The sequence below is a fragment of the Streptomyces sp. ITFR-6 genome, assembly GCF_031844725.1.
Lineage (GTDB): Bacteria > Actinomycetota > Actinomycetes > Streptomycetales > Streptomycetaceae > Streptomyces.
Genome location: NZ_CP134612.1, coordinates 6,496,916 through 6,514,252, shown reverse-complemented (window position 1 = coordinate 6,514,252; position 17,337 = coordinate 6,496,916). Strand labels below are relative to the sequence as shown.

Here is a 17,337-nt window from a genome sequence, read left to right as displayed (position 1 = left end):
TGCGCAGAGCCGGTGCCGCTGTGGGTGCCGCTGTGCTGTGAGCTCGGCCCATTGTCCCGTACGTGCGGAGTGGACGTGAGCTGGGGGTCATGCCTCGCGCGTCGGGTCCTCGCCTCGGTCCAGGGCCTTCCACAGGTCCTCGGGCCGATCGGGATCCATCGCCTTGCGGGGGGCCTTGCGGGGGCGCGGGGTGCCGTCGCGCTCGTACCGCCCGGACATCGTGGGCCAGCGCCTGCCGTAGCGCAGGGCGAGCAGCCCGGCGAGCAGGATCAGCAGCCCGCCGGCCGCGGTCACATAGGGCCAGGCGGTGTGGCTGAGGGCGCCGATGGTGGCGGCGCTGTCGCCGGTGCTCTGAGCGGCCCGTTCGTCGAGCGCGGCGCTGTCGGAGGCGCCGAGGAAGGCGCTCAGCGCGGCGCCGAGTCCGCTGAGTGCGAGCAGTCCCGCGACGAGGAGCCGGCCGCCGCTGCGGACGGCGAAGACGGCGACGAGGGCGGCCAGGCCGACGATGGCGAGGGCGGCCGGGACACCGGTGACGTCCTGTCCGTCGGCGCTCAGCGGCAGGGCGCCGCCGCCGACCGAGGCCCGGCCCCGGGCCCAGGTCTGCCCGGACGCGAGGAGGACGACGGTGGCGCCGGCTGCCCCGAGGAGCAGGCCGGCGGCCAGGCTTCGGCGGCTTCCCGCGCTGTCGGGCGCGGAGGCGGCTTCGGCACGGGGCTGGGGTACGGGGACAGCGCTCACGTACCCCACTATCCCCTACCGCCCCGCAGTTACGGGCACACGGGGGGTGTGAGATGGAGCCCCCGGCCGCCCGGGAGCCCCCCGCCCGCGCGGGGTGCCGGGTGCGCGTCAGGCCCTCACGCGCCGCCGAGCCGGTTGGCCGTGTGGACGGCGCGCAGCACCGCCGCGGCCTTGTTGCGGCACTCGGTGTCCTCCGCGACCGGGTCGGAGTCCGCGACGACCCCCGCGCCGGCCTGGACGTACGCCGTTCCGTCGCGCAGCAGGGCGGTGCGGATGGCGATGGCGGTGTCGGAGTCCCCGGCGAAGTCGAGGTAGCCGACGCAGCCGCCGTAGAGGCCTCGGCGGGTGGGTTCGAGCTCCTCGATGATCTGCATGGCGCGCGGCTTCGGGGCTCCGGAGAGGGTGCCCGCCGGGAAGCAGGAGGTGAGGACGTCGAAGGCGGTGTGGCCCTCGGCGACGCGGCCGGTGACGGTGGAGACGATGTGCATCACGTGCGAGTACCGCTCGACCGACATGAAGTCGACGACCTCGACGCTGCCGGGCTCGCAGACCCGTCCCAGGTCGTTGCGGCCGAGGTCGACGAGCATCAGGTGCTCGGCACGCTCCTTCGGGTCGGCCAGCAGCTCGTCCGCGAGGGCCTGGTCCTCCTGCGGGGTGGCGCCCCGGTGCCGGGTCCCGGCGATCGGGTGGACCATCGCTCGGCCGTCCTCGACCTTGACGAGCGCCTCTGGGCTGGAGCCCGCGACGTCGAAGCCGTCGAACCGGAAGAGGTACATGTACGGCGAGGGGTTGGTGGCGCGCAGCACCCGGTAGACGTCCAACGCGCTTGCCGTGCACGGCGTCTCGAAGCGCTGGGAGGGGACGACCTGGAAGGCCTCGCCGGCCCTGATCCGCTCCTTCACGTCCTCGACGGCGTCCTGGTAGGCCTTGCCGCCCCACAGTGCGGTGTACGGCGGGAGCTCGGAGGGCGGCAGGGCGGCGGGGGCGTTCTCGACCGGGCGGCGCAGGTCCCGCTCCATGGCGTCGAGCCGGGCCACCGCGTCGGTGTACGCCTCGTCGACCCCGGTGGCCAGGTCGTTGTGGTTGATCGCGTTGGCGATGAGCAGGACACTGCCGTCCCAGTGGTCGAGGACGGCGAGGTCGGAGGTGAGCAGCATGGTCAGCTCGGGGAGCTTGAGGTCGTCGCCCCCGCTCTCACCGATCTTCTCCAGCCGGCGCACGATGTCGTAGCCGAGGTAGCCGACCATGCCGCCGGTGAAGGGCGGCAGTCCGGAATCCTGCTCATGCGGGGTGTGCAGGGTCTCGATGGTGGCGCGCAGGGCCTGGAGCGGGTCGCCGTCGACCGGGACGCCGACCGGCGGGGTGCCCAGCCAGTGGGCCTCGCCGTCGCGGGCGGTGAGCGTGGCGGCGCTGCGGACCCCGATGAAGGAGTAGCGCGACCAGGTGCGGCCGTTCTCGGCGGATTCCAGGAGGAAGGTGCCGGTGCGCTCCCCCGCGAGCTTGCGGTAGAGGCCGACCGGCGTGTCACCGTCCGCGAGGAGCCGGCGGGTGACGGGGATGACGCGCCGGTCGATGGCCAGCTTCCGGAAGGTGTCGAAGTCCATGGCGGCTGACCCTACTGTCCGAGCGAGAGGACGTCGGCGTCGAAACAGGTGCGGTCCCCGGTGTGGCAGGCGGCACCCGTCTGGTCGACCCGGACGAGGACGGTGTCGGCGTCGCAGTCCAGCGCGACGGACTTGACCTGCTGGACGTGGCCGGAGGTGTCGCCCTTGACCCAGTACTCCTGGCGGCTGCGCGACCAGTAGGTGCAGCGGCCGGTGGTCAGGGTGCGGTGCAGTGCCTCGTCGTCCATCCAGCCGAGCATCAGCACCTCGCCGGTGTCGTACTGCTGGGCGATGGCCGGGACGAGTCCGTCGGCGCCGCGCTTGAGACGGGCGGCGATGGCGGGGTCGAGGCCGCTGGCGGGTGGTGGGGTGCCGGGCGTGGGCGAGCTGGTCATGTCCCCATTGTGCCGTGGCCAGGAGGGCCGTCCGGGCGTGCGTCCACTGGGCGGACGCTGGACACCGGTCGTACGCTGGCGGACATGTCGACCCATGCGAAGCGCGAACGACTTCTGCTTGCCGACCTGTTGGAGGGGGCGGGCCCGGAGGCCCCGACCCTCTGCCACGGCTGGACGGCCCGGGATCTGGCGGCCCATGTGGTGGTGCGGGAGCGCAGGCCCGACGCGGCGGCCGGGCTGGTGATCGGCCCCTTGAAGAGCCGGAGCGAGCGGATCAGAGACGAGTTCACCTCAAAGCCGTACGAGGAGCTGATCCAGCTCATCCGTACGGGGCCGCCCCGGATGTCCCCGTTCGGCGTGAAGCAGGTGGACGAGGCCGCCAACACCGTGGAGTTCTACGTCCATACGGAGGACGTGCGCCGGGCCCGGCCCGACTGGACCCCTCGGGAGCTGGACCCGGTCTTCGCCGATGTCCTGTGGTCGCGTACCGAGAAGGCGGCGCGGATGCTGGGGCGCAAGGCGCCGGTGGGCTTGGTGCTGCGCCGCCCCAACGGTCAGACCGCCGTCGCGCACAAGGGGACCCCGGTGGTGACGGTGACCGGTGAGCCGGGCGAGCTGCTGCTGTTCGCGTTCGGGCGGCAGGACGCGGCGCGGGTGGAGCTGGAGGGCGACCAGGACGCGATCGGCCGGGTGACGACGGCGAAGCTCGGGATGTAGCGGCGCTCCGCGCGGTCAGCGCGGGAGTTCCGCGCGGCGCAGCGCGCGGGGCAGCAGGCCCATCACCGCCCCCGCCGCGCACAGCGAGGCGCTGGCGACGAAGACCGGGCCGGTGCCCCAGAGGGCGACGGCCGCGCCGGTGGCCGGGTAGCTGAGCGGCGAGAGCGCGTGGGTGAAGAGCGTCGAGACGGAGGTGACGCGGCCCAGGTAGGCGGGGTCGGCGGCGGTCTGGATGAGGGCTCCGCACAGGGCGCCGCCCAGGCCCGCGAAGAGGCCGACGAGGAGCGCGACAGCGGCCGCGAGGGGTACGGAGGGTGCGTACGCCAGGGCGCCGATGGCGACCGCGCCGGTCAGCACGGTGAGGCACATGGTGAGCCCCGCCCTGGGGACCCGGCCGCGCACGGCCAGCACCAGGGCGGAGGTGCCCGCGCCGATGCCGAAGGCGGCGACGACCCAGCCCATGCCGGAGGCGCCCCAGCCGCGCTCCTCGCTGAGCAGGATCAGGCCCAGGTTGAGCGGTCCGACGAAGCCCAGTTCGCTGACGGCGATGACGAGCATGAGCGGCCCGAGCAGCGGGTGGCGGCGGATGTGGCGCACCCCGTCGACGAGTTCGCGCCAGGCGGTGCCGGGGGGTACGGCTTCGGCCGCGTCCGCCGCCGGCAGCGGGCGGATCCGTACGGCGAGCAGCAGCGGCAGCGAGAGGGCGAAGAGCACACCGGCCGCGGCGAAGGCGAGGACCGGGCCGCCGAGGGCGACGGCGACGCCGCCGAGCGGGGCGCCGACGACGGTCGCGGTCCGGGTGGCGAGGCCGCGCATCCCCTGGACCCGGGCGAGCTGTCCGGCGGCGGTGATCCGGGGCGGCAGGGCTCCGACGGCGGGCAGGAAGAGGGCGTCGGCCGCGCCGAAGACCAGGGCGACGGCGATCAGCATCCACACCGTGGGCGAGGTGAGGAGCAGCGCCCCGGCCAGCCCGAGGATGACGAGACAGCGGGCGGTGTCGCTGACGACCACGACGCGGCGCGGCCCGAACCGGTCCGCGAGCACTCCCCCGCCGAGCAGCAGCAGGGCCCTGGGTATGGAGCCGACGGCCAGCACGAGGCCGGTCTGGGAGGCGCTTCCGGTGCGGGCGGCGGCCCAGGCGAGGGCCATGTAGTAGACGCTGTCCCCGATCGTGGACGCGGTGTAGGCGCCGAGCCAGCGCAGCACGTTGCCGTCGCGGTGGGCGGGGCGTTCCGGGGCCTCTGGGGGCGTGCGCGTGGCGGTCACGGGGGCGTCCTCTCGGGTGGCCGGGTCAGGTCCGGAACGGAAATCCGTACAGGTGCATCGCGACGTTCTCGCGGTTCTCCGTGTCACCGGCCTCGTCGCGGGCGCGGCCCTGCTCCTCGTACCGGTTGATGACCTCGTGCAGCTCGCGTTCGAGCGAGGAGAGTTCCTCGGGGTTCAGCCGGGTCAGGTACTCGGAGGTGAAGGAGCTTTTGCGCCACGGGGGTGTCCAGCTCCGGTACGCGTCCAGGAAGCGGCGGTAGAGCTCGATGTGCTGGTCGAACGAGAGCCGGCTGACGGCGGTGTGGGTGGCGGCCTTCTCCGGCGCGTCGCTGAAGTCCTCGTCGTGGAAGCGGAGCCCTTTCGAGGCGGGCTGCCACCAGCGCTCGCGGCCGTCCCTGCCCGGCCCGTCGGCCGCTTCGATCAGGCCGTGGTCGGCGAGCTTGCGCAGGTGGTAGCTGACGAGTGAGACCTGTTCGTCGACCTGCTCCGCGAGCTGGGAGGCGGTGGCCCGCCGGGCGATGTAGAGCGCCCGGTAGAGCTTCATCCGCAGCGGGTGTCCGAACGCCTTGAGGGTCCCGAGGTCGGAGACCCTGCGTGATTCCTTGCTTGCCATGCCTCCACGGTAGATAGGAAAGAAAACTTGCGCAATATCTGTTGCGCAATAAATGTTGCGGAACTCGGACTCGTCACGGCTGCACACACGAAGACGCCACCGGCCGCATGGCCGGTGGCGTCTGACAGGGCTCGGTGGACGGGGTTCAGCGGACCGGGTGGCCGGCCTCCCGGAGGGCGCCCTTGACCTCGGAGATCCGCAGATCACCGAAGTGGAAGACGGACGCGGCGAGGACAGCGTCGGCTCCCGCGCCGACGGCCGGCGCGAAGTCCGCGAGCCGGCCCGCGCCGCCGGAGGCGATGACGGGGACGCTCACGTGCTCGCGTACGGCCGCGATCATCTCGGTGTCGTAGCCGTCCTTGGTGCCGTCGGCGTCCATCGAGTTGAGCAGGATCTCGCCCGCGCCCAGCTCGGTGGCCCGGTGCGCCCACCCGACGGCGTCGATGCCGGTGCCCTTGCGGCCGCCGTGCGTGGTGACCTCGAAGGTGCCCGCGGGGGTGCGCCTGGCGTCCACGGAGAGCACCAGGACCTGGCGGCCGAAGCGCTCCGCGATCTCCCGGATCAGCTCGGGACGGGCGATGGCCGCGGTGTTGACGCCGACCTTGTCCGCGCCGGCCCGCAGCAGCTTGTCCACGTCGTCGGTGGTGCGGACGCCGCCGCCGACGGTGAGCGGGATGAAGACCTGCTCCGCGGTACGGCGCACCACGTCATAGGTCGTCTCGCGGTCGCCGCTGGAGGCGGTGATGTCCAGGAAGGTCAGCTCGTCGGCGCCCTCGGCGTCGTACAGCTTCGCCATCTCCACGGGGTCACCGGCGTCGCGCAGGTTCTGGAAGTTGACGCCCTTGACGACGCGGCCCTTGTCCACGTCGAGGCAGGGGATCACTCGTACCGCGAGCGTCATCGCGCACCTGCCCGGTAGGCCTCGACCTCGACCTCGACGACCAGGCTCGGGTCGATGAAGCCGGACACGATGATCATGGAGGCGGCGGGCCGCACGTCGTCGAACAGCTCCTTGTGCGCACGGCCGATCTCCTCCACGTCCCGGGCGTGGGTGAGGTACATCCGGGTACGGACGACGTCCTCGCGGCCCAGGCCCAGCTCCTTCAGCGCGTCGAAGGCGACTCCGAAGGAGGTGACGGCCTGCTCGTAGGGGCCGCCGGCGGCGATCTGGCCGCCGACCACGGAGGTGCACCCGGACACCAGGACCAGTCCGTTGGACAGCTCGACGGCGCGGGAGTAGCCGATCTTCTCCTCCCAGGGGCCGCCGGAGGAGAGACGCTTGACGGAGTCGGTCATGCGGCGACCGCCTTCAGGGCCTCTTCCAGCGTGAACGCCTCCGCGTACAGCGCCTTGCCGACAATCGCGCCCTCGACGCCTTCGGGGACGAGCAGGGAGATCGCCCGCAGGTCGTCGAGGGAGGAGACTCCGCCCGAGGCGACGACGGGGCGCTCCGTGGCCGCGCAGACGTCCCTCAGCAGACCCAGGTTGGGGCCCTGGAGCGTGCCGTCCTTGGCGATGTCGGTGACGACGTAGCGGGCGCAGCCCTCGGCGTCGAGGCGGGCGAGGGTCTCGTAGAGGTCGCCGCCGTCGCGCGTCCAGCCCCGGCCGCGCAGCGTGGTGCCGCGCACGTCGAGGCCGACCGCGATCTTGTCGCCGTGCTCCGCGATGACCTTGGCGACCCATTCCGGGGTCTCCAGGGCGGCGGTGCCGAGGTTGACCCGGCGGCAGCCGGTGGCGAGGGCGGCGGCGAGCGTGGCGTCGTCGCGGATGCCGCCCGACAGCTCGACCTTGATGTCCATGGCGCCGGCCACCTCCGCGATGAGGGCGCGATTGTCGCCGGTGCCGAAGGCGGCGTCCAGGTCGACGAGGTGCAGCCACTCGGCGCCGGAGCGCTGCCAGGCGAGGGCGGCCTCCAGCGGGGAGCCGTAGGAGGTCTCCGAGCCGGACTCGCCGTGCACCAGGCGGACCGCCTGGCCGTCGCGTACGTCTACGGCGGGGAGCAGTTCAAGCTTCGGCATTACAGCGTCTCGATCCAGTTGGTCAGCAGCTGGGCGCCGGCGTCGCCGGACTTCTCGGGGTGGAACTGGGTGGCCCACAGCGCGCCGTTCTCCACGGCCGCCACGAACCGTTCGCCGTGCGTGGCCCAGGTGACCCTGGGAGCACGGATGTTGGCGTTGGTGACTTCGAGGGACCAGTCGTGCGCGGCGTACGAGTGCACGAAGTAGTACCGGGCCTCGGGGGCGAGTCCGGCGAACAGCCGGGAGTCCGCCGGGGACTCGACGGTGTTCCAGCCCATGTGCGGGACGACGTCGGCCTTGAGCGGGCCCACGGTGCCCGGCCACTCGTCGAGCCCCTCGGTCTCCACGCCGTGCTCGATGCCGCGCTCGAAGAGGATCTGCATGCCGACGCAGATGCCCATGACGGGGCGCCCGCCGGCCAGCCTGCGGCCGATGATCCATTCGCCGCGGGCCTTCTTCAGCCCCTCCATGCAGGCGGAGAACGCGCCGACGCCGGGCACCAGCAGCCCGTCGGCGTTCATCGCCGTGTCGAAGTCGCGGGTGATCTCGACCTCCGCGCCGACCCGGGCGAGGGCGCGCTCCGCGGAGCGGATGTTGCCGAAGCCGTAGTCGAAGACGACGACCTTCTTCTTGCTGTGCACCTTCTTGCTGTCCACGCGGCGCCCCTAGTCCCAGAGTCCCTGGATCCGCATGACGCCCGCGACCAGGCACATCAGGGATCCGATGGAGAGCAGCACGATGACGCCCTTGGGCATGCCCTGCTTCGAGAAGGAGTAGACCCCGCCGGCCAGGAAGAGGCCGACCAGGATCAGGATGGTGTTGAGGCCGGTCACAGCGCGCCCTTCGTGGAGGGGAGGATTCCGGCCGCACGCGGGTCGTGCTCGCTGGCGTAACGCAGGGCACGGGCCAGCGCCTTGAACTGGCACTCCACGATGTGGTGGGCGTTGCGCCCGTACGGGACGTGGACGTGCAGGGCGATCTGCGCCTGGGCGACGAACGACTCCAGGATGTGCCGGGTCATCGTCGTGTCGTACTCGCCGATCATCGGCGCCATGTTCTCGGGCTCGGTGTGCACCAGGTACGGGCGGCCGGAGAGGTCGACCGTGACCTGGGCGAGCGACTCGTCCAGCGGGACGGTGCAGTTGCCGAAGCGGTAGATGCCGACCTTGTCGCCGAGGGCCTGCTTGAAGGCGGCGCCGAGCGCGAGGGCGGTGTCCTCGATGGTGTGGTGCGAGTCGATGTGCAGGTCGCCGTCGGTCTTGACCGTGAGGTCGAAGAGTCCGTGGCGGCCGAGCTGGTCGAGCATGTGGTCGTAGAAGCCGACCCCGGTCGCGACATCGACCTTGCCGGTGCCGTCGAGGTTGATCTCGACGAGCACGGAGGTTTCCTTGGTGGTCCGCTCCACTCTTCCTACGCGGGCCTCGCGAGTCATGCGTCGTGCTCCTTCTTGAGTTCGCGTACCGCATCGAGGAACGCGTCGTTCTCTGCCGGGGTCCCTGCGGAGACCCGCAGCCATCCCGGTACGCCGTTGTCCCGGACCAGGACGCCCCGGTCGAGGATGTGCTGCCAGGCGGTGTGGCTGTCGGCGAAGCGGCCGAACTGGACGAAGTTGGCGTCCGAGTCGGTGACGTCGAAGCCCTGGGCGCGCAGCCCGGTGACAATCCGGTCGCGTTCGCTCTTGAGCCGGTCCACGTACCCGAGGAGCGTATCGGTGTGCTCCAGGGCGGCGAGCGCGGTGGCCTGGGTGATGGAGGACAGGTGGTACGGGAGCCGGACCAGCTGGACCGCGTCCACGACGGCGGGGTCCGCGGCGAGGTAGCCGAGCCGCAGTCCGGCGGCGCCGAACGCCTTGGACATGGTGCGCGAGAGCACCATGCGGGGGCGGCCCTCGATCAGCGGGAGCAGTGAGGCGTGGTGGCTGAACTCGCCGTACGCCTCGTCGACCACGACCATCGACGGCTTCGCGGCCTGCGCGGCGTCGTACAGTGCGAGGACGGTCCCGGCGTCGACCGCGGTGCCGGTGGGGTTGTTGGGCGAGGTGATGAAGACGACGTCGGGACGTTCCCGGGCGATGACCGCGCGGGCCGCGTCCACGTCGATGGTGAAGTCCTCGTTGCGCGGCCCGGAGATCCAGCCGGTTCCGGTGCCCCGGGCGATGAGGGCGTGCATGGAGTACGAGGGCTCGAAGCCGATCGCGGTGCGGCCCGGCCCGCCGAAGGTCTGCAGCAGCTGCTGGAGCACCTCGTTGGAGCCGTTGGCCGCCCAGACGTTGGCGCGACCGACCTGGTGTCCGGCGGTGCGGCTGAGGTAGCGGGCCAGCTCGGTGCGGAGCTCGACGGCTTCCCGGTCGGGGTAGCGGTTGAGGTCACGGGCGGCTTCGCGGACCCGCTCCGCGATCCGGTCGACCAGCGCCTCGGGGAGCGGGTACGGATTCTCGTTGGTGTTCAGCCGGACCGGTACGTCGAGCTGCGGCGCGCCGTACGGGGACTGGCCGCGCAGTTCGTCCCGGATGGGGAGGTCGTCGATACGGGTCCGCGCGGGGGTGCCGGTTCGCGTGGTGCTGTCGTTCGTCACTGCTGCGGAACCTTCCAGCCGAACCGGGCCTTCAGCGCGGCGCCGTGGGCGGGGAGGTCCTCCGCCTCCGCGAGCGTCACGACGTGGTGGGTGACCTCGGCCAGTGCGTCGCGGGTGTAGTCGACGATGTGGATGCCGCGCAGGAAGGACTGCACGGACAGTCCGGAGGAGTGGCAGGCGCAGCCGCCGGTGGGCAGTACGTGGTTGGAGCCGGCGCAGTAGTCGCCGAGCGAGACGGGCGACCAGGGGCCGACGAAGACCGCTCCGGCGTTGCGGACCCGGTCCGCGACGGCCGCGGCGTCGGCGGTCTGGATCTCCAGGTGCTCGGCGGCGTACGCGTCGACGACCTTGAGGCCGTCCGCCAGGTCGTTGACCAGGACGATCGCGGACTGCCGGCCGGCGAGCGCGGGCTCGATGCGGTCGCTGACGTGCTTGGTCGCGGCGACCTGGGGCTTCAGCTCGGCCTCGGTGGCGGCGGCCAGCTCCTCGGAGTCGGTCACCAGCACGGCGGCGGCCATCGGGTCGTGCTCGGCCTGGCTGATCAGGTCGGCGGCGACGTGCACCGGGTCGGCGGTGGCGTCCGCGAGGATCGCGATCTCGGTGGGCCCGGCCTCGGCGTCGATGCCGATACGGCCCTTGAGGAGGCGCTTGGCGGCGGCGACGTAGATGTTGCCGGGGCCGGTGACGAGGTCGACGGGCAGGCAGTCCTCGGTGCCGTACGCGAACATCGCGACGGCCTGGGCGCCGCCGGCGGCGTAGACCTCGTCCACGCCCAGCAGGGCGCAGGCGGCCAGGATCGTGGGGTGCGGCAGTCCGCCGAACTCCTTCTGCGGCGGGGACGCGACGGCGATGCCCTCGACGCCCGCCTCCTGGGCGGGGACCACGTTCATCACGACGGAGGACGGGTAGACCGAGCGTCCGCCCGGCACGTACAGCCCGACGCGCTCGACCGGCACCCACTTCTCGGTGACGGTGCCGCCGGGGACGACCTGGGTGGTGTGCGTGGTGCGGCGCTGCTCGCGGTGGACGAGCCGGGCGCGGCGGATCGACTCCTCCAGGGCGGCGCGCACGGCGGGGTCGAGCCGCTCCAGCGCCTCGCCGATCGCCTCGGCCGGGACCCGGATCGAGCCGATCCGCACCCCGTCGAATTTCGCCCCCCAGTCGATCACTGCCGCGGAGCCACGATGGCGTACGTCCTCGCAGATGGGCCGCACCGTCTCCAGGGCGGCTTCCACGTCGAACTCGGCACGGGGCAGCAGGTCGCGCAGGGCGCCGCCCTCGGGGAGGGCATCGCCGCGCAGATCGATTCGAGAGATCACCGCCCAATTCTCTCAGACCGCCCCAGAGGCCCGGACGCCCGTATCACTGGCTGATACATGCCCTCGCTGTCACGGCTGACTATTAGCGTTCATTCGGTCACTCAGAGGGAATAACGGGACTACGGACCGACCCCCGATGTGCTGGTCGGCCCAAAGCTCCGAGTGAAAGGGGCGTCGGTGACCGAACCGCACGACGGGGATTTTCCGGACGACCTCAGCGCAGCCGAGCTGGGCATGTGGCAGTCGTTCAGGAACGGGACCACCTACGATCTGCGCGCCCGTGACGCGGCCCTCAACGATCCGTTCGCCCCGCTCGCCTGGGGCCTCGAACGCAGTGTGGGCGCCCGGGTCGTCGCCCGGCTGCTGCTGAGCGGCCCCAAGGCCAGGCCCGGCCGGGTGGCCGCGCTGAAGCTCCGTGGCGTACGGATCACCGGGAAGCTGGATCTCGCGGGCGGCCGGGTGGAGCCGTACGTGGAGCTGACCGACTGCCGATTCGAGCAGGAAGTGGTGCTCCCCGAGTGCCACTTCACGACCTTGCGGATGGTCGGGTGCGCGATCCCCCGGCTGGACGCGGCCCGGCTGCGCACCGAGGGCGATCTCCATCTGCCGCGCTGCCGGGTCGAGCGCGGCATCCGGCTCACGGACGCGCAGATCGGCACGGATCTGCTGATCAACCAGATCGGCATCGGCCCCGACCGGCAGGGCCGGGCGTTCATCGGTGACGGGCTCACCGTCGCCCAGGACCTCCAGGCCGAGATGATCGAGACGCTCGGCGAGCTGAGCCTGCGCGGGGCGAAGGTGGGCGGTTCGCTGAGTCTGCGCGGCAGCCGGCTCCGAGCCACGCAGGGGCTCCGCGCGCTGAACGCCCCGCAGCTCAGCGTGGAGCGGACGCTGTACATGAGCGAGGCCTGGGTCAGCGTGGACACCGGGAACCAGGGCAACACTCCCCCGTACGGGATCCCCCTGTCCCCGACGCCCGCGCACGGCACCCGTGCGCAGGTCTTCCGGTGCCGCGGCGGGGTGCGGCTGGACGACGGGCGGTTCGGGGACGCCGTCGATCTGCACAAGGCCGTCTTCATCCTGGTCGGCCACGAGGAGCTGTCGCTGCGCCGGATAATCGCTCCGGAGCTGCGGTTCAACCCGGAGCGCCCGACCCAGGGCCGGGTGGTGCTGAACGGGGCGAAGATCGTCACGCTGATCGACGTGTCGACCAGCTGGCCGGGTCCGGGCGGTCTGGCGATGGGCGGGTTCGTGTACGAGAACCTCGTCCCGTACGGGCACTTCCCGCTCTCCCGGCGGCTGGAGTGGGTGGCGGCGGCGACCCCGGAGTACGTGCCGGAGCCGTATGAGCGACTGGCCGCGGTGCTCCGCAACAGCGGCGAGGACGCGGACGCCCGCGAGGTGCTGCTCGCCAAGCAGCGGCGGCGCCGGGAGACCCTGCCGCCCGCCGCGAAGCTCTGGGGCTACCTCCAGGACTGGACGGTGGCGTACGGCTACCGGCCGGGGCGGGCCGCGGTGTGGATGGCGGTGCTGTGGGCGGCGGGAGCGGTGGCCTTCTCGCGCTACCAGCCGGCGTCGATCAAGGGGAGCGAGCACCCGGAGTGGAACCCGGCCCTGTACGCGCTGGATCTGCTGGTGCCGGTGATCAATCTCGGCCAGGACGGCTACTGGCTGATGGAGGGCGGCTGGCAATGGGTGGCGGCCGCGCTGATCATGCTGGGTTGGATACTGGCCACCACCGTCGCGGCAGGGGCCTCCCGGCTGCTGAGCCGGAGCTGACCGCGGAGCGGCCCCGCCGCGCCCGGCCGGCGCCCTTCCGCCCGCTCCACGAGCGGGTGGAAGGGCGCCGGAACACACCCCTGCGGCCACTCCTCCCGGACGCTCGCGGCTGCTCCCGACTGCTCCCCGAGCGACAAGAACAGGCCAGATTCCGCATTTTCCTTTACTCTTTCTTGGCCATCTGCCGGGCAACCCTTTCACTCGCCACCAAAGTTTCACAGCGCCCCTCTGGCGCCGCTCCCACCAGCGCTTTTCAATGGTCTGCACCATGCCTTTCCTCCGCGCTCTGCTCCGTACCGCGCGCATGGTCCGGCACACCCCGGAACTGTCGACCGGGTTGCCCGCGGACCATGCGGTGATGCTCGACGCCCCCGACGACCGGCTGTCGCCCGCGCTGGTCGCCGCCGCGCTCGGGGAGTACGAACCGGCCGCGAAGCTGCTCGCCACCACCAGGGACGCGGGCGAGTGGGAGAGCCGGGACCGCTATCTGAAGCGGCTCGTGGCGTTCGCCCGCAACCGGGACGGCTGGCTGGGCAACTGGCTGGCCACCGCCCCGCACGACCCCGACGCGCTGCTCGTCAAGGCCCAGCTGGCCCTGTTGCGCGGCTGGGAGTCGCCCGCCCGCGCGGAACAGCTCCGCGAGGTGGGGCCGATGATCACGGCCGCCGCGGAGTGCGACCCGCGCGATCCGGTGCCCTGGCGCCTCGCGCTCGACCACGCCCGGGGCACCCGGGCCACGCACACCACGTTCGAGGCGCTGTGGGAGCAGGCCGTACAGCGCTCCACGCACCACTACGGCTGCCACGTCGCCGCCCTCCAGTACCTCTCCGCCGCCTGGTACGGCTCGCACCGCGAGTGCTTCGACTTCGCGGAGCGGGCCGCGGAGGACTCGCTGTCCAGCTCCCTGGTGCAGGCGCTGCCGCTGCGGGCGGCCTTCGCCGTGCTGACCGAGGGGCCGGACGTGCGGACCACCTCGGTGCAGGTCGAACGGATCGACCGGGCCGCGGATCTGGCGATCTCGCTCTCCACCGCGTTCGCTCCGGGCGATCCGTGGCCGGCCGAGGTCCGCAACCTGCTCGCGTACGTGCTGGTGGCACGTGGGCGGTGGGACGAGGCGCTGGAACAGTTCCGGCAGATCGGACCCCACGCGGCGTCGTTCCCGTGGTCCTCCGTGTCCGACGATCCGCTCGGCCGGTTCCTCGACGCACGCGACGGCACCAGGCTCCAGGTGGCGTCTGTGACGCCCTTGCGACACCGGGCCGACCGAGGACGGGCCCGCGGCCATTACGCTTGACCGTTGTGACCACCGCCCGCCTGCCTCTGTTCCCGCTGAACGCGGTGCTGTTCCCCGGCCTCGTGCTGCCGCTGAACGTCTTCGAGGAGCGTTATCGCGCCATGATGCGCGAACTCCTGAAGGCCGATGAGGACGAACCGCGCCGCTTCGCCGTGGTCGCCATCCGCGACGGCCGCGAGACCGCTCCGACGGCCACCGGAATGCCCGACCCCGGCCGCGTTCCGGCCGAGCGCGGTCCGGCGGACGGCTTCGGCCCCGATCCCGTCCAGACGTTCCACCGGGTGGGCTGTATCGCCGACGCGGCGAAGATCCGGGAGCGCTCCGACGGCAGCTTCGAGGTCCTGGCGACCGGCACCACCCGGGTCCGGGTGCTCTCCGTGGACGCCGACGGCCCGTATCTGACGGCTGAGCTCGAAGAGCTGGAGGAGGATCCGGGCGAGGACGCGGGCGCGCTCGCCGAGGGCGTCCTGCGGGCCTTCCGGAGCTACCAGAAGCGGCTGGCGGGCGCGAGCGAACGCTCCCTCACCACCGGGGCGGACCTGCCCGACGACCCGGCCGTCATCTCGTACCTGGTCGCCGCGGCGGCCGTACTGGACATCCCTGCCAAGCAGCGGCTGCTCCAGGCCCCGGACACCGCGACCCGGCTCCGCGAGGAGCTGACGCTGCTGCGTTCGGAGACCGCCGTCATCCGGCACCTGCCGTCGCTGCCCGCGGTGGAGCTGACCCGGGCCCCGACCCACCCCAACTGAGCGACCGGAGGGCCACTCCCCCGTGGCGAAGAAGCCGAAGAAGCAGCCCCAGTCCGGCTCCACCCCCGCCACGGTCGCGCTGACCGCGGCCGGTACGCCCTTCACGGTGCACGCCTACGAGCACGACCCGGCGGCCCCCTCCTACGGCGAGGAGGCGGCAGAGGCGCTGGGCGTCTCCCCCGACCGGGTGTTCAAGACCCTGGTGGCCGACGTGGACGGCCGGCTGACCGTCGCGGTCGTCCCCGTCGCCGGTTCCCTGGACCTGAAGGCCCTGGCGACGGCCGTCGGCGGCAAGCGGGCGGCCATGGCGGACCCGGCGGCGGCGGAGCGGACCACGGGCTACGTCCTGGGCGGCATCTCCCCGCTGGGCCAGCGCAAGCGGCTGCCCACGGTGCTGGACGCGTCGGCACGGGCCCATGGCACGGTCTGCGTCTCGGCGGGGCGCCGCGGGCTGGAGGTCGAACTGTCCCCGGAAGATCTGGCAGCCCTGACGGACGCGGTGTTCGCACCCATCGGCCGGGGTTAGGGCCTTTCGTTTGGATCAGGCCGGATCGAGCCCGTCCGGCGATTGAGGACCGGGGGTCCGGGCCGGAACCCCGCTACGACCCCGCAGGCGGCACCGGCGGCTCGGGCGCCGACGGACCTGCGGCGGGCCCGCCCGGCTGCCCGCCCGACGGCCCGGCCCCCGACGACGGCGCGGCCCCGTACACCGGCGCGCCGCCCGGCCCGTGGTAGACCCCCCACTCCGGCTCCGGGTCCCGCGGCCCGAACATCGCCGTCAGCCCCAGGTGCACGGCCATCGCCGCCAGCGACCACGCCAGCAGCGCCCCCTTCGCGTGCAGCTCCAGCGGCGCGTCGAAGATCACGCCCTTGCCGACCTCGCGCGCGTGGGCGACCACGTCGTCGGTCGGCCCGAGCCGGGTCCCCAGCTGCCAGGCCAGCACCGAGCCGAGCACGCCGCCCACCGCGAGGCCCACGACGAGCACGACCCCGCCCCGCCGGTGGAAGAGGAAGGCCAGGCCCGCGGAGACCGCGCCGAACGCCAGCGCGAGCAGCGCGAACGTTCCGTCGGCCCCGATCGCCTCCTCGCCCTCGCTGTCGCTCAGGAAGACGGCGGTGTTGTCGGAGATCAGCGGCACCCGGGGCGCCAGCCACAGCCACAGCAGTCCGAGCGCGACCCCGGCGACCGTCACGGCCGCGCAGACGATCCCGGCCCGGCGCAGATCCGTACGGAGATCCCGTTCCTCCGGCGACTCCAGCAGGTTCCTGGGATGGGAACCGCCGGGGCCGCCCCCTTTCTGCGGCGTCTGCCACGGCTCGTGGGGCGAGGGCTGGTGCGGCGGCGTCAGAGGTGCTGTCACCGTGCCATCGTGCCAGGCGTCCCTGTGCCGCGCCTCACCGGACCGCTGCCCTGCGGTACGCCCAGGCCGCCACGGCCAGCGAGAGGACGCCCACGACGGCGCAGACGGCCAGGTCGAGGGTGACGACGGCCCAGTCGGGGTGGGCGTCGAAGGAGCGGGCGAGCGCCTCGACCCCGTAGGTGGAGGGCAGCAGATCGCGCGCCCAGCCGATCGGCTCCGGCAGCCGGTTCGCCGGGAGCACGCCCAGCAGCAGGGCGGCGGACATGCCCAGCTGCCCCAGCAGCGTGGCCAGCTCCTGCCGGGGCGCGAGCAGCCCGAGCGCGGCGCCGAGCCCGGAGAGGGCCGCGCCGGAGAGCGGGATGACGGCGACGAGCACCCACAGATGGGTCATCGGCAGACCGAAGAGCACACTGCCGGTCACCGCTGTGACGATGGTGCCGGGCACGGTGAAGGAGGCGTACGCCCCGGCCGCCCCGAGCACCACGGCGGCGGGCGGCACGGGCAGCGTCGCGTAGTGGTCGAGCCCTCCGCCGGCCCGGAGCTGCCCGAAGTACTGGGCGAGCAGGTTCAGCGCGACGAAGGCGACGACCAGGACACTGGCCCCGGCGACGACGGCCCGCGCCTCCGAGCCGCCGTCGACGACCCCGCGCATCAGGACCATGATCCCGACGGACTGGAAGGTCGCCACGAAGAGCAGCGGGATGCGGGCGACCCTGGCCCGGGAGAGCTGGGCCCGGTAGACCGCCGAGAGCGAGGGGAAGAGCCTGGCCCTCGGGGCGAGCTCCGCGGCCCGCGTGCTCCGGCCGTCGGCGGAAGCGTCCCGGTCGGCCCTGCCCGACGATACGGAGCGGGCCGGCTGCCCGGACACCGCCTCCGCGCGAACGATGCTCGTCACCTGGCGCTGCTCCTG

At 72.7% G+C, this 17,337-nt stretch carries 20 protein-coding genes; 5 read left to right on the top strand and 15 right to left on the bottom strand.

The features are described 5' to 3' along the window. Positions 1 to 87: 87 nt before the first annotated feature. From RLT59_RS29625 to hisI, 3 genes are all read right to left on the bottom strand, one after another. Entirely contained in the window at positions 88 to 747 is a 660-nt protein-coding gene (locus RLT59_RS29625; RefSeq protein ID WP_311306237.1) for a TIGR02234 family membrane protein, read from the bottom strand. 107 nt (positions 748 to 854) lie between these two features. Then, positions 855 to 2,342 (bottom strand): anthranilate synthase component I, encoded by a 1,488-nt coding sequence (locus RLT59_RS29620; protein WP_311306236.1) that lies wholly within the window; start codon positions 2,340 to 2,342, stop codon positions 855 to 857. An 11-nt stretch (positions 2,343 to 2,353) separates the two neighbouring features. After that, positions 2,354 to 2,737, bottom strand: coding sequence for a phosphoribosyl-AMP cyclohydrolase (hisI, locus tag RLT59_RS29615; protein WP_311306235.1), 384 nt, complete (start codon positions 2,735 to 2,737; stop codon positions 2,354 to 2,356). Between the two features lie 84 nt (positions 2,738 to 2,821). On the opposite strand from hisI, the gene RLT59_RS29610 reads away from it, so the two are divergent. Beyond that, on the top strand, positions 2,822 to 3,454 hold the full coding sequence (locus tag RLT59_RS29610) for a TIGR03085 family metal-binding protein (RefSeq protein ID WP_311306234.1): 633 nt from the start codon (positions 2,822 to 2,824) through the stop codon (positions 3,452 to 3,454). Positions 3,455 to 3,469: 15 nt separating this feature from the next. On the opposite strand, the gene RLT59_RS29605 is transcribed toward RLT59_RS29610, so the two are convergent. The 10 genes from RLT59_RS29605 to hisD form a co-directional block, all read right to left on the bottom strand. Continuing rightward, positions 3,470 to 4,720 (bottom strand): MFS transporter, encoded by a 1,251-nt coding sequence (locus tag RLT59_RS29605; protein ID WP_311306233.1) that lies wholly within the window; start codon positions 4,718 to 4,720, stop codon positions 3,470 to 3,472. Positions 4,721 to 4,745: 25 nt separating this feature from the next. Further along, entirely contained in the window at positions 4,746 to 5,333 is a 588-nt protein-coding gene (locus RLT59_RS29600) for an ArsR/SmtB family transcription factor (protein WP_311306232.1), read from the bottom strand. A 145-nt stretch (positions 5,334 to 5,478) separates the two neighbouring features. Further along, on the bottom strand, positions 5,479 to 6,234 hold the full coding sequence (hisF, locus tag RLT59_RS29595) for an imidazole glycerol phosphate synthase subunit HisF (protein WP_311306231.1): 756 nt from the start codon (positions 6,232 to 6,234) through the stop codon (positions 5,479 to 5,481). After that, positions 6,231 to 6,629, bottom strand: coding sequence for a RidA family protein (locus RLT59_RS29590; RefSeq protein ID WP_311306230.1), 399 nt, complete (start codon positions 6,627 to 6,629; stop codon positions 6,231 to 6,233). The genes hisF and RLT59_RS29590 overlap by 4 nt, the downstream gene beginning before the upstream one ends. Next, the gene (gene priA, locus RLT59_RS29585; RefSeq protein WP_311306229.1) at positions 6,626 to 7,351 is read right to left on the bottom strand and encodes a bifunctional 1-(5-phosphoribosyl)-5-((5-phosphoribosylamino)methylideneamino)imidazole-4-carboxamide isomerase/phosphoribosylanthranilate isomerase PriA; all 726 of its coding nucleotides are present in this window, start codon (positions 7,349 to 7,351) and stop codon (positions 6,626 to 6,628) included. The genes RLT59_RS29590 and priA overlap by 4 nt, the downstream gene beginning before the upstream one ends. Continuing rightward, positions 7,351 to 7,992, bottom strand: a complete 642-nt coding sequence (gene hisH, locus RLT59_RS29580) for an imidazole glycerol phosphate synthase subunit HisH (RefSeq protein WP_311307900.1) — start codon at positions 7,990 to 7,992, stop codon at positions 7,351 to 7,353. Before hisH ends, priA begins: the two co-directional genes overlap by 1 nt. Positions 7,993 to 8,016: 24 nt before the next feature. Then, positions 8,017 to 8,184, bottom strand: coding sequence for a CG2302 family histidine operon protein (locus RLT59_RS29575; RefSeq protein ID WP_199884395.1), 168 nt, complete (start codon positions 8,182 to 8,184; stop codon positions 8,017 to 8,019). Then, the gene (gene hisB / locus RLT59_RS29570) at positions 8,181 to 8,783 is read right to left on the bottom strand and encodes an imidazoleglycerol-phosphate dehydratase HisB (protein ID WP_311306228.1); all 603 of its coding nucleotides are present in this window, start codon (positions 8,781 to 8,783) and stop codon (positions 8,181 to 8,183) included. Before hisB ends, RLT59_RS29575 begins: the two co-directional genes overlap by 4 nt. After that, on the bottom strand, positions 8,780 to 9,925 hold the full coding sequence (locus RLT59_RS29565; protein WP_311306227.1) for a histidinol-phosphate transaminase: 1,146 nt from the start codon (positions 9,923 to 9,925) through the stop codon (positions 8,780 to 8,782). Before RLT59_RS29565 ends, hisB begins: the two co-directional genes overlap by 4 nt. Then, on the bottom strand, positions 9,922 to 11,244 hold the full coding sequence (gene hisD, locus RLT59_RS29560) for a histidinol dehydrogenase (RefSeq protein ID WP_311306226.1): 1,323 nt from the start codon (positions 11,242 to 11,244) through the stop codon (positions 9,922 to 9,924). The genes RLT59_RS29565 and hisD overlap by 4 nt, the downstream gene beginning before the upstream one ends. 177 nt (positions 11,245 to 11,421) lie before the next feature. Between hisD and RLT59_RS29555 the strand changes: the two genes are divergently transcribed. From RLT59_RS29555 to ybaK, 4 genes are all read left to right on the top strand, one after another. Beyond that, complete coding sequence (locus RLT59_RS29555; protein WP_311306225.1) at positions 11,422 to 13,023, top strand: oxidoreductase; 1,602 nt, start codon at positions 11,422 to 11,424, stop codon at positions 13,021 to 13,023. A gap of 256 nt (positions 13,024 to 13,279) precedes the next feature. Further along, complete coding sequence (locus RLT59_RS29550; RefSeq protein ID WP_311306224.1) at positions 13,280 to 14,317, top strand: hypothetical protein; 1,038 nt, start codon at positions 13,280 to 13,282, stop codon at positions 14,315 to 14,317. A gap of 5 nt (positions 14,318 to 14,322) precedes the next feature. Further along, entirely contained in the window at positions 14,323 to 15,066 is a 744-nt protein-coding gene (locus RLT59_RS29545; RefSeq protein WP_311306223.1) for an LON peptidase substrate-binding domain-containing protein, read from the top strand. Positions 15,067 to 15,088: 22 nt separating this feature from the next. Continuing rightward, the gene (gene ybaK / locus RLT59_RS29540; protein ID WP_311306222.1) at positions 15,089 to 15,592 is read left to right on the top strand and encodes a Cys-tRNA(Pro) deacylase; all 504 of its coding nucleotides are present in this window, start codon (positions 15,089 to 15,091) and stop codon (positions 15,590 to 15,592) included. 73 nt (positions 15,593 to 15,665) lie between these two features. Here ybaK and RLT59_RS29535 read toward each other — a convergent pair whose 3' ends face one another. After that, the gene (locus tag RLT59_RS29535) at positions 15,666 to 16,427 is read right to left on the bottom strand and encodes an ABC transporter permease (protein WP_311306221.1); all 762 of its coding nucleotides are present in this window, start codon (positions 16,425 to 16,427) and stop codon (positions 15,666 to 15,668) included. Between the two features lie 34 nt (positions 16,428 to 16,461). Beyond that, a complete protein-coding gene (locus tag RLT59_RS29530; protein ID WP_311306220.1) occupies positions 16,462 to 17,322 on the bottom strand; it encodes an ABC transporter permease in 861 nt (286 codons plus the stop codon). Positions 17,323 to 17,337: the final 15 nt, after the last annotated feature.

Bases quoted from the DNA above. Each gene is read 5' to 3' on its own strand.
- RLT59_RS29590 (WP_311306230.1), bottom strand. From the start codon at position 6,629: ATGACCGACTCCGTCAAGCGTCTCTCCTCCGGCGGCCCCTGGGAGGAG.
- RLT59_RS29550 (WP_311306224.1), top strand. From the start codon at position 13,280: ATGGTCTGCACCATGCCTTTCCTCCGCGCTCTGCTCCGTACCGCGCGC.
- hisF (WP_311306231.1), bottom strand. From the start codon at position 6,234: ATGACGCTCGCGGTACGAGTGATCCCCTGCCTCGACGTGGACAAGGGC.
- RLT59_RS29620 (WP_311306236.1), bottom strand. From the start codon at position 2,342: ATGGACTTCGACACCTTCCGGAAGCTGGCCATCGACCGGCGCGTCATC.
- hisI (WP_311306235.1), bottom strand. From the start codon at position 2,737: ATGACCAGCTCGCCCACGCCCGGCACCCCACCACCCGCCAGCGGCCTC.
- priA (WP_311306229.1), bottom strand. From the start codon at position 7,351: ATGCCGAAGCTTGAACTGCTCCCCGCCGTAGACGTACGCGACGGCCAG.
- RLT59_RS29610 (WP_311306234.1), top strand. From the start codon at position 2,822: ATGTCGACCCATGCGAAGCGCGAACGACTTCTGCTTGCCGACCTGTTG.
- RLT59_RS29600 (WP_311306232.1), bottom strand. From the start codon at position 5,333: ATGGCAAGCAAGGAATCACGCAGGGTCTCCGACCTCGGGACCCTCAAG.
- hisB (WP_311306228.1), bottom strand. From the start codon at position 8,783: ATGACTCGCGAGGCCCGCGTAGGAAGAGTGGAGCGGACCACCAAGGAA.